This window comes from Escherichia sp. MOD1-EC7011 (assembly GCF_002965005.1).
Lineage (GTDB): Bacteria > Pseudomonadota > Gammaproteobacteria > Enterobacterales > Enterobacteriaceae > Escherichia > Escherichia ruysiae.
In genome coordinates this window covers 1-10,411 of the sequence record NZ_PTRD01000074.1, presented here as the reverse complement: position 1 = coordinate 10,411, position 10,411 = coordinate 1, and the positions used below count along the sequence as shown (strand labels likewise).

Here is a 10,411-nt window from a genome sequence, read left to right as displayed (position 1 = left end):
AATCAGAACGATTGTTCTGGAAAAACTCTAAAGCTGTGGCCAGTTTTTGTTGACCACTACAGTAGTTATTCGTGTATTGGGTAATGGCATTTCCCGTGATTGTTATGTTTCGTGTCTTTTGGGATTGAGAGAAACCTTGCGGTTACAGGCTTCGTTGGGGGTTTCAGTGATTCTGGTGTGCTTCGCTATTTGGGGAATGGCGTATCGTGGGTATCGCGCGTATGAATGTTTTCGGATTGCCTGTGAAAGTTAGGTTGGTTGTCCGGTAGCCTGGGGAGAAGAGGTGGGTCTTTTCGGTAGCCTGCCATAAAGAGGTTGGTTGTTTTTGGGAATGGCATTTGTGTTATTTAGTTGTTTTGTTATGCCTGAAAATAAGTTGTTTATATGGTTGTGTAACGCAACGGGAGCGATTTTGAGCGTGTGTTTTTGTTGGTAGTGTGTTGGGTCGTCTGTGGTGAAAATTGGACGCTGTGGCGCTGTCTGCTGCGTAGAGTTACGGGTATAAGAAGTGATGTGCGAAAACGTCAATTTTTTAGACCAAATCGGGTGAAAGCGTTGACGTTTCGTTGATCTGTTATTTAGTTGTTTTCTTATTTGTATAAACAACCATAACCTATTGATATTTAAGGTTATGATTGCAGGTATGGAAGGGGAGTAGTGGCGATCAACGGATTCTTATAGAAAAGAATCAAATTGTGACCGCCATTATCAATGTTTTACATAGTTTTGTTTAGCAGAGAGAGAATTTCATCACTAATTTCACTCGCCTGTTTGATAGCCAATGCAGTTACCTCTTCTATGGTTGGTGACTGTTGATGCTCATGTTTGGTTTCAGTTATGACAATGTGTTCTTCACCTGAATTTGCGCATAGTGCCGCATTGACGATAAGGTTTGAGTAAGAATTTAGCAGAGCACTGTTGATGAACGCTTTCACGGTATTACTGTCTGCACCAAATACATCTTTTCTGACCGCTTCAGCCTCACAGCGAACCCCTGCAGCAACATCGTGAAGAACATGTATGGCCTTGGAGCTTGTTTGTTCACAGTACTCAATCATTATTGTCGAATTGTTCTGTTCAACAAACGATCTGATGCCTGACGATTCACCCATAGCATCGAAGGCAGCGTGACCCGCACTGGTAGAGATATCTTCATAGAGTTCTTCATCGCTATCTTTTTCTTCAGGTGTCGAGGTGTCTTCATCGTCGTAATAGATATTGCCTTTAATCAGTGTTTTGGACACTTGATATAAACAATAAGAAACGAGATTTAAGCATTGGATTTTAGCTGTATTGTCCTTTGTCGCCTCGCTCTTCAGTTCTTTCGCTTCTTCAGTAAGGCTGTTGATAAGACTTTGTATTTTTTCCAACGCGTTAGGCGCACACTCCGCGTTGTCCATAAAGAATTTATAACCAGTCCCAGGGATTTCTAAACTTTTCAACTTTTTCATTTCTTTGATAATCCTAAAAACAAACTACCAATGCTTTAATATCTGTTACCAGTTCCAGCACTCAAGCCCTTCAACGACTGGTGCTCCACAATCAAAATGTACAGAGTCAAAGCCTACATCAAGTACTTTCTGAATGTTAGCAATCGCGCCTTCGGATATACCATATCGACGCAAGTCGTCTTTCCAGACATCGTCCTGTAACCCGGCGTGAACAATACAACCGCCATCAATTTGTGAAACCCAATCCAGCTCATTGCTTGCGATCATGAATCGGCGAGCATCTTCCTCTGATGTATGAGATGAACTGATCAATGCCACCTGGTAGGCTTGGGTAATGTTCAACATTTCAACTACTCCAAAACAAGTTGTTTTCTTATGTGGCTTATTATCTCAATCAACAAAAGGTAGAAAACAAATTGTTTTAGGGCTTGTGTAAATCAGGAGGGATTGTGTCTATATGAAAATGCCCGGCGTGTTGCCGGGCATTGCGAAGAGAGGTTGTTTAATTACTTAACCTGGTGGCCAGGTTTAGCACCAGCATCCGGGCTTAACAGGAAGATATCTTTCCCGCCGGGGCCAGCAGCCATCACCATGCCTTCAGAGATACCGAAGCGCATTTTACGCGGAGCCAGGTTAGCCACCATAATGGTGTGACGACCAATCAGTGCCTGTGGATCTGGATAAGCGGAACGGATGCCTGAGAAGACATTACGCTTTTCACCACCGAGATCCAGCGTCAGGCGAAGCAGTTTGTCAGAACCTTCGACAAACTCCGCGTTTTCAATCAGCGCCACACGCAGGTCAACTTTGGCGAAGTCGTCAAAGGTGATGGTTTCCTGAATCGGGTCGTCAGCCAGTGGGCCAGTTACCGGTGCAGCTGTGGCTTTCACTTCTTCTTTGGATGCTTCCACCAGTGCTTCCACCTGTTTCATATCGATACGGTTATACAGTGCCTTGAACGGATTCACTTTATGGCCCAGAAGCGGTTGCTGGATACCATCCCAGGTCAGTTCTGTATTCAGGAATGCTTCTGCACGTTCAGTCAGTTTCGGCAGTACCGGTTTCAGGTACGTCATCAGCACGCGGAACAGGTTAATGCCCATAGAGCAAATCGCCTGCAGATCGGCATCGCGTCCTTCCTGCTTCGCCACCACCCACGGAGCCTGTTCATCGACATAGCGGTTAGCCAGGTCAGCCAGTGCCATGATTTCACGGATAGCTTTACCAAATTCGCGGCTTTCCCATGCTTCGCCAATCACTTCAGCGGCATCAGTAAAGGTTTTGTACAGTTGCGGGTCAGCCAGTTCGCCTGCCAGCACACCGTCAAAACGCTTATTGATAAAGCCCGCGTTACGGGACGCCAGATTCACCACTTTGTTCACGATATCGGCATTCACGCGCTGAACGAAATCCTCCAGGTTGAGATCGATATCATCAATGCGCGAAGAGAGTTTCGCAGTGTAGTAGTAACGCAGGCTGTCGGCGTCAAAATGATTCAGCCAGGTGCTGGCTTTAATAAAGGTGCCGCGAGACTTGGACATCTTCGCGCCGTTCACCGTCACATAGCCGTGAACAAACAGGTTGGTCGGCTTGCGGAAGTTGCTGCCTTCCAGCATGGCAGGCCAGAACAGGCTGTGGAAGTAAACGATATCTTTGCCGATGAAGTGGTACAGCTCGGCGGTGGAGTCTTTCTTCCAGTATTCGTCGAAGCTGGTAGTGTCGCCGCGTTTGTCGCACAGATTCTTGAAAGAACCCATGTAGCCAATCGGTGCGTCCAGCCAGACGTAGAAATATTTGCCCGGCGCGTTCGGAATTTCAAAACCGAAGTAAGGTGCGTCACGGGAGATATCCCACTGTTGCAGGCCAGATTCAAACCACTCCTGCATTTTATTTGCCACCTGCTCCTGCAACGCACCGCTGCGGGTCCATGCCTGCAACATTTCGCTGAAAGAGGGCAGATCAAAGAAGAAGTGTTCGGAATCACGCATTACCGGCGTAGCACCAGAAACTACCGATTTCGGCTCGATCAGTTCAGTAGGGCTGTATGTCGCGCCGCAGACTTCACAGTTATCGCCGTATTGATCTGGCGCTTTACATTTCGGGCAGGTGCCTTTTACAAAACGATCCGGCAGGAACATGCCTTTTTCCGGGTCGTACAACTGAGAGATAGTGCGGTTTTTAATAAAACCGTTCTCTTTCAGGCGAGTATAGATAAGCTCAGACAACTGACGGTTCTCTTCGCTGTGCGTCGAGTGATAGTTGTCATAGCTGATGTTAAAGCCTGCGAAATCAGTCTGGTGTTCCTGACTCATTTCGCCAATCATCTGCTCCGGTGTGATACCAAGCTGCTGTGCTTTCAGCATGATCGGCGTACCGTGGGCATCATCGGCACAGATGAAATTAACCTCGTGGCCGCGCATTCGCTGGTAACGAACCCAGACATCAGCCTGGATGTGCTCCAGCATATGGCCGAGGTGGATTGAGCCGTTAGCGTACGGCAGCGCGCACGTCACCAGAATTTTCTTCGCGACTTGGGTCATAGTAGGCATTACTTCTTTGTAGTGAAAAGGGGCTTGATAGTAACAAAATGGCCTTATGTCTGCCATGTGATAACAGCATTTCTCATAAATGATTAAATGTCGTAGCTGGAGTACACTACAAGGCGACAATTGCGCAAATTAAAATAAAGGAGACGGGATGAGCGAGTCCAAATCGCCGGATGCCCTGAGAGCAATGGTAGCCGGTACGCTGGCTAATTTTCAGCACCCAACCCTGAAACACAACCTGACTACGCTTAAAGCGTTACACCATGTTGCGTTGATGGATGACACACTGCATGTCGAACTAATCATGCCTTTCGTGTGGAATAAGCCTTTTGAAGACCTGAAAGAGCAATGTAGTGGTGATCTGCTCCGTATCACTGGCGCAAAGGCTATTGACTGGAAGCTGTCGTACAACATTGCCACGCTTAAGCGCGTCAAAAACCAACCAGGCATTAATGGCGTTAAGAACATTATCGCCGTCAGCTCAGGCAAGGGCGGCGTGGGTAAATCCTCCACGGCGGTAAACCTGGCACTGGCGTTGGCTGCTGAAGGTGCGAAAGTTGGTATTTTGGATGCCGATATCTATGGTCCATCAATTCCAACCATGCTGGGCGCGGAAAACCAACGTCCAACCTCACCGGACGGTACTCACATGGCACCTATCATGTCTCATGGCCTGGCAACCAACTCTATTGGTTATCTGGTCACCGACGACAATGCAATGGTGTGGCGTGGACCGATGGCCAGCAAGGCGCTGATGCAGATGTTGCAGGAAACTCTATGGCCTGATCTGGACTATCTCGTTCTCGATATGCCGCCGGGCACTGGTGATATTCAGTTGACGCTGGCGCAGAACATTCCTGTAACTGGTGCGGTTGTGGTAACTACGCCGCAAGACATCGCGCTGATCGATGCGAAGAAAGGCATTGTGATGTTCGAAAAAGTCGAAGTGCCGGTACTGGGTATCGTCGAAAACATGAGTGTGCATATTTGCAGTAACTGCGGTCATCACGAGCCAATTTTTGGCACCGGTGGCGCACAGAAACTGGCCGAGAAATACAACACGCAGTTGTTAGGCCAAATGCCACTTCATATCTCTCTTCGTGAAGATCTGGATAACGGAACACCAACCGTTATTAGTCGTCCAGATAGCGAATTTACGGCTATTTATCGTGACCTCGCAGATCGCGTTGCTGCCCAAATGTATTGGCAAGGCGAAGTAATACCTGGAGAGATCGCATTCCGCGCAGTGTGATAAAAAGGCGGTGCATTGCACCGCCTAATCAGTTCTCCTACATCACGGGACAATCATCAAACTCGCCACTTCTTGCGTCGTTGATAATATGAGTGTTCACACCAAACACGGCATTGCTGCCTGTACGTGGATATATCCAGTACCTTTTTACAAGATATTCTCGTATAGTAATGGCTATCAGCAGCCCACATGAAGTAAATCACTGATGGATGTCTAAGTGATCTTGCTGAAAATTACCGCAGGTTATTCATTCTCCACCATTTCCCGATGCTGTCATACACCACACTCATCTGTTTTTAATCGACTGTAACCATCTGAAACATAGATAAGAGAATCAAAAATTAAAGTTTTACATAACACCACCACATGCGACACATGTTCATCACATTTAAGATACTTCTCTATGCTAAATAAAAAGGAAAGCTCAATAAAATAATGGCGTTGAGTATGTCAACGCCATTATCGTTTAAAATTGAGTCAATCTAAGCAAAAAAAATTATTCCACTTCCTTATCATTATTCGCCGCTACAGCGGTAATGGTTACTGTTACAGGCGTCATTTCATACCCCCCATAAGTCAGAGAATTAAACGTAAATGTATACATACCTGGTTTATTGGTGCTAAATTTACGCGTTATTTTTCCAGATACAAAATGATCGGCCTTCGACGGCAGGAATTGATAGTCCGCTTCTGTCACGTCTTTCGGAGCCTGAATGTCAACGTTCATAGTCCCCCCAACGGGATTCGCTCCCTCCATTAGAGTAACCGTCAGTGTTGCTGTAGCTTTGCCGTCTGCAACCAGTGTATTTGTATCAGATGATGCAGCAAGCTTCGCGTTTTTATCATCCGCTACAAATTTAGATGTAGCAGTTTTCGTCGATACCTGATCGTTGGTCCGATTAACGGTTGCTGTTAATACATATGTATTGGCTTTCGTTGTAGTAGCAGTGAAAACAGCTATCCCCTGCTCATCGGTTGTTACCTCCCCATTCGGAGACAGGTTTAACCCCTCTGGACTTGCACTCAAGGTTACCTCACTCCCTCTCAGGAGGTTGTTATTGGCGTCAACAACCTTGATTCTGTAAGTTTGTTTAGCCTTCCCGTCTGCTAAAGCATAGTTATTTGCTACCGCAATGTCGGCAATGGTTGCTGTAGCTTTATCAGCCACAAACTCGATACTCTGCGTCGCCGAAGGCTGATTATCTCTTGCTGTAGCTGTGATTTCGTACGTTCCGGCAATCACGGAAACCACCTGCAGTTCAGCTTCCCCACGATCATTGGTTTTAATCCAGACATTATCACCAGTAATCGGTTTAACCCCTCTGGGTAAATTAAAGGTAACCAATGTTCCAGGAACCAAGTTGCCGTTTTGATCCTTAACAATCGCCGTCAACGTAAAGGCATCTGCTCCATTTGCCGCTTTAGGATTGTTGGTATCAACCTGTAGACTTGCATGTCCGGTCTCTGCATCCGCATTGAATTTCACTGTCACTGACTTCTGATTGCCATTTACAGAAAACGTAATATTGCGCTCTCCGGCAACAGTTGACATCAGCTCTATATCAGCTTTACCCGCCGCATTGGTTGTTACAGTATTGCCCGTCTTGCTGGTTACACCTTCAGGCAAAGTCAGCGTAACATTTTGCCCCTGTAACGGGTTGCCATAGGAGTCCACAACGGTCAGTGTTACCTTGTTAGCTGACTGTCCATTCGCCAGTTGGTTATCCACCTCGACTGAAATGTCGTTGATATTTGCTTCGGTGGTATTACCCACAACCTCCAGCAGTAAAGGTTTTGAAGCAGCATCTCTGCCGTCTACCCTTGGCCAGATGACTAACTGCCCCGCAGCAGAACCTAAAGTTAATGTAGTAACATAGGTGCCATCGCTCTGCTCTTTCCATTCGCCTACCGAAGGTTTTTCTGTTCCAGCATTGGCTACACCACTAAATTCTGGTGTCTCAGGTTTCAGGCCACTAATAGGATTACCCTTCGCATCCTTCGCCGTATATGTCAGTTTGGTCGTTGTTTTGACTATTGGCGTTCCATTATCCGCAACAAGCGTGGAATTAGTTAATGATATATCCCGGGCGATAACGGTCAAAATCGCTGCTTCTGAGGCGGCGGGCTGACCATTTATAAGCGGCATAATGCTAATCTCACCCGTTTTTACACCAGCGGTAAGCGTAGCAATATAGGTGCCGCCGTTTTCCTCAGCCCAATTTGAAATGTTCGCCCCTTCAGCTGCGGCCCCCGTCAGAGTTGCCGATAGAGAAAGACCGCTGATTGCATTACCATGTGCATCTTTTGCTACCAGCGTCACTATCGTGCTGTCTCCTGCTTTCACTTTATCTGAAGCAACAGAAACCTTCGACTGACCTGAAGATAAAGCGTCAGCCACAACGATAACTTTAGCTGCATTAGCCGCCGCATCCTGTCCATTGAGTTTCGGCATAACAACTAATTCGCCCACCGTAGTACCCAGAGAAATCTGCGCGGTCCATGTTCCATCACCATTATCCGTCCAGCCTGAGACTGAAGAACCCGCAGCGGCTGCACCTGATAATGACGGCGCTTCTGGGGTGATGCCTGTTACTGGGTTGTTATAAGCATCTTTTGCTGACCAGATTGCCGTAAGCGTACCACCAACCACCGGTTTATCAGGATTCAGAGTGATGGACGAATGTGCTGCATCAAGCGGCCCGGCAACAAACTTCAGCGTTTGTTGCAATGTGCCCAACTGATACTGATCACTAAAGGCACGCACAACAATGTTTCCGGCACGGGTCGAAGAAACCGTGGCGCTATAGACCCCCGGCTTTATCTCCGAAATGCTGCCAATGGTAACACCGCTGTTGTCCTGTGGAACAAAGCGCAAACGGCTGGCTTCTCCCTCCACCGGGTTGCCATCGGTATCCACCGCAGTAAGCGTCAACGTGTAAGATTTCTGACCATCGGCAATCACATCACCTGACGTCTCATTCACACTCAGAGTCGATTTTGTCACATCCATCATAGTGGTACGCAGTTCAGCCGTGACGGTTTTGCTCATGCCATCAACGCTCACAGTAATGGTTGCTTCACCTGATTGCGTACCGGTGGTGAAGACAGACTTGTACACTCCGGCTTCTGTTTCGGTGATCTCACCCAGTGTTGGCTGTGCCTGTGATTTAGCGGACTTAAAGGCCCGCGTTACGATGTTTCCGGCAGGTTTAAACGTCAGTTCAGTTTTGATCTGATCTTTCATTCCCGTGATTGGCTGTCCCTCGGCGTCTCGCAGAGACAGAACCAGCGGCTTTTGCGCACTCCCGTTAGCAAGCATTTGGATACGGCTCTGGCCATCAAGCGTTAACGTAGTACGATCGGCGCTCATACCTGCTCCGGTAATGACCACCGCAGTCTGCACACGTTTCGAGGCATTGCCTTTGTTATCGTATGCAACCGCAGAGATCGCGTAATAATTGTCTTTGCCTGCACGATAAGCCGGGAGCGTTACTTGCCACTGGTTACCCTGACCGGTAATTTTACCGCCTGCGGCCAGCAAAGACGGTGCTTCCCATTGCACATTTTTCAGGCCGTGAGTTGCTTTGCTGACCACGAGGCCAAGAGACACCGTCTGCCCGCCCTTACCTTCAATACGGTCTGGCAAGGCAATACGGATCACCTCAGCTTTGCGATACTCAAGAACTATATTGTTATTACGTTCAACCAGATCATATCGGCTGCCTGCCAGTACCCGACGCTCGCGAATGCTGTCTGTATCGAGTTGTTTCTCCAGAGGCTCGCCAATCCGGTAGTTAACTTCCAGGCCAAAGCGAGTGTCATTCTGACCGCTCTTGCCCTGTTTGTGCTCTGCACTCAGTGTCAGAAGAGGCACTGGCGTGTAATTCACTTCAGCGGTAATCGCATGTGGATCTTTCTGGCGTTTATCTTTACCAAACAGCCCGACTTCATCGCCATAATACTGTTCATACATCAGGCTTGCGCCAAGCTGCGGCCAGGCAGGTAAATAACCCTCAGCACGAATATCCCAGCCATTCGCCGGGCGTTCCTGATAATCCTCAACATCCGGTGATTTTTTCCAGCCAGAAGCCCGGATATAACCATTGGCGCTCAGCTTAAGATAATCACGCCAGTATTCCGTACCAATACCAATGCGGGTATGACTACGAGATAAATCATGGTCAATGAAGGTATTCACCCCCGCCATCCAGTCATTACCTGAAAAATGACGCCAGCCAAAACCAATATTTGACTGAGTGCGATCGTCAGTGCGATGTATTGCCCCCTGAGTGAACAGCATATTTGTCGGCGTGTCATATATCGGATAAAGCATTTCCAGCGAAGAATCCTTCAGCGAGAAATCTTTATCGGCATTCAGTTTGACGCGCGCGGTGCCATATTTCCCGAGCCACTCCTGGATTTCCTGGGTGGCCTTAGCCGTAGCCATTCCGGTAACAAAGTTGCGAGTCGTATCGCTATCCGGCTGACTGCTTAAAAATTTACCGGCATTCGCGGCAACCGACGCGATATTTTTTTCTGTATTATTGTCAGTAGCAACCGCAGTATTTTCCGTACTTAGACGTGGCAAAGCCGCATTATGCGCTTGAGCTGTCATTGACGGTGTAAAAGTGACAGCTAATGGGAAAAGAACCTGAACAGAGATGTTTGCCCATGCCACACATCTAGCCAAGGCGGAATAGCGGAAACGTTGTTGTTTATAGGTTTTATTTAAACGTAACATTGACATAATTTCTTAATGAACGAGTTAACGAACATTTGCAACTGCGAGTAAAAGCATTTGCTTCCAGAAATATTTAGATTGGAGTGTCTATGCCCCCAACAGGGCCGCGAATGCTATCACAAACGAAAAAGTGCAACAACACATGAATTAACTGAGATTTAATGATTGTTAGGCATCTATAACCAAAATGTTGCAACAACTTAAAATCAATGTTACTTGATAATGTATCCCAAATAACAGGAGGAGCTATTTCAGTACATGAGAGGATGATTATTCTAACAACATGGGAAGTAAAACATTTTTATTATTACATGATCCATAAATTAGAAATAAATGACCTAAGTCGTGAATAAGGCCTTTTAAGAAATAAAGCCAGCTCTATATCCAAAAAATAACTTTGAGATAATGAACACTATATCAC

5 protein-coding genes and 1 pseudogene are annotated in these 10,411 nt (G+C 47.0%); 1 reads left to right on the top strand and 5 read right to left on the bottom strand.

The window, feature by feature from the left end:
* Positions 1-716: 716 nt before the first annotated feature.
* The 3 genes from A7098_RS23395 to metG all read right to left on the bottom strand — a co-directional run bounded on the left by A7098_RS23395 (position 717) and on the right by metG (position 3,991).
* Positions 717-1,451 (bottom strand): hypothetical protein, encoded by a 735-nt coding sequence (locus A7098_RS23395; protein WP_032084084.1) that lies wholly within the window; start codon positions 1,449-1,451, stop codon positions 717-719.
* Between the two features lie 45 nt (positions 1,452-1,496).
* Positions 1,497-1,796 carry a hypothetical protein gene (locus A7098_RS23390; RefSeq protein WP_000932312.1) on the bottom strand — a complete coding sequence of 100 codons (300 nt, stop codon included), beginning with the start codon at positions 1,794-1,796 and terminating at the stop codon, positions 1,497-1,499.
* A gap of 161 nt (positions 1,797-1,957) precedes the next feature.
* A complete protein-coding gene (gene metG, locus A7098_RS23385; RefSeq protein ID WP_000195351.1) occupies positions 1,958-3,991 on the bottom strand; it encodes a methionine--tRNA ligase in 2,034 nt (677 codons plus the stop codon).
* 157 nt (positions 3,992-4,148) lie between these two features.
* Here metG and apbC point away from each other — a divergent pair, with 157 nt between their 5' ends.
* The gene (apbC, locus tag A7098_RS23380) at positions 4,149-5,249 is read left to right on the top strand and encodes an iron-sulfur cluster carrier protein ApbC (RefSeq protein ID WP_000004356.1); all 1,101 of its coding nucleotides are present in this window, start codon (positions 4,149-4,151) and stop codon (positions 5,247-5,249) included.
* A 37-nt stretch (positions 5,250-5,286) separates the two neighbouring features.
* Here apbC and A7098_RS24455 read toward each other — a convergent pair.
* Both A7098_RS24455 and A7098_RS23370 read right to left on the bottom strand, forming a co-directional pair.
* Positions 5,287-5,473: pseudogene (locus tag A7098_RS24455) on the bottom strand (DNA repair protein); the annotation flags it as partial.
* Positions 5,474-5,745: 272 nt separating this feature from the next.
* A complete protein-coding gene (locus tag A7098_RS23370; protein WP_105281499.1) occupies positions 5,746-9,990 on the bottom strand; it encodes an inverse autotransporter beta domain-containing protein in 4,245 nt (1,414 codons plus the stop codon).
* Between the last annotated feature and the right edge of the window lie 421 nt (positions 9,991-10,411).

Excerpts from the sequence above, each read along its gene's own strand:
- apbC (WP_000004356.1), top strand. The coding sequence starts at position 4,149 with ATGAGCGAGTCCAAATCGCCGGATGCCCTGAGAGCAATGGTAGCCGGT.
- A7098_RS23370 (WP_105281499.1), bottom strand. The coding sequence starts at position 9,990 with ATGTTACGTTTAAATAAAACCTATAAACAACAACGTTTCCGCTATTCC.
- metG (WP_000195351.1), bottom strand. The coding sequence starts at position 3,991 with ATGACCCAAGTCGCGAAGAAAATTCTGGTGACGTGCGCGCTGCCGTAC.
- A7098_RS23395 (WP_032084084.1), bottom strand. The coding sequence starts at position 1,451 with ATGAAAAAGTTGAAAAGTTTAGAAATCCCTGGGACTGGTTATAAATTC.
- A7098_RS23390 (WP_000932312.1), bottom strand. The coding sequence starts at position 1,796 with ATGTTGAACATTACCCAAGCCTACCAGGTGGCATTGATCAGTTCATCT.